Below are 660 nucleotides of genomic sequence, written 5' to 3'. Positions count from 1 at the left end.
CAAAGCCATCAGGCTGAAAGAAAGTGCCTGCATACCTCCACCTGTCGTAATCAGATCATCTTCGTTTAAATTCCCTCCCCAACCTAAAGAGCGAACAGCAATCATTCGCCGTAAATTAATATTTCCCTGTACCGATTCATATTCTGTACCTCCACCTTTTAATGCTCGCGTGGCATAAACGATTTCCTTTTTCAATTTTGCCAATGGTAACAGCGTTCCAGATGGCGCGGCAATGGAGAAAAGTGTAAGGTCATTTCTACCCATATTGGCATAGACCCTACTAAGCAATTCATTGTGTCCATGCTCATTCGTTACTGCTGAAGGTCGGCTAACCTCTGGAAGTGGCAAATTCCTGTATGACTGAAGTCTCACAAAATAGCCTGATTGTGGTTTTGAGTTAATCAAAGACTGTGCTTCCAGTTCCATAAATACTCTTTTAGCAGTATTCATTCCTACACTATGTTCCTGGCAAAGCATCCGCACCGATGGCAACCTGTCTCCCGGTTTGAGGACACCACTTCTGATCTGAGATGCAATGCCATTAGCTATTTCATTGTAAAGGAAGTCCTTAGTCATTCGACAAACATAACTGTATCCATGTAATTATCCAAAATTGATACTGTGATTGTTAAAAACAACAGAATACCTTTGTTTGGTACC

At 41.7% G+C, this 660-nt stretch carries 1 protein-coding gene; it reads right to left on the bottom strand.

Going from position 1 to position 660, the window contains the following annotated elements; all coding sequences use genetic code 11:
• Positions 1–576, bottom strand: a 576-nt coding sequence (locus KXD93_RS30535) for a GntR family transcriptional regulator (protein ID WP_258141354.1), incomplete at its 3' end; no start/stop codon positions are given.
• Positions 577–660: the final 84 nt, after the last annotated feature.

Source organism: Mucilaginibacter phenanthrenivorans, assembly GCF_024721155.1.
In the GTDB taxonomy this organism is placed as follows: Bacteria; Bacteroidota; Bacteroidia; order Sphingobacteriales; family Sphingobacteriaceae; genus Mucilaginibacter; species Mucilaginibacter phenanthrenivorans.
The sequence above is the reverse complement of the archived record's forward strand: the minus strand, read 5'-3'. Positions and strand labels throughout refer to the sequence as shown.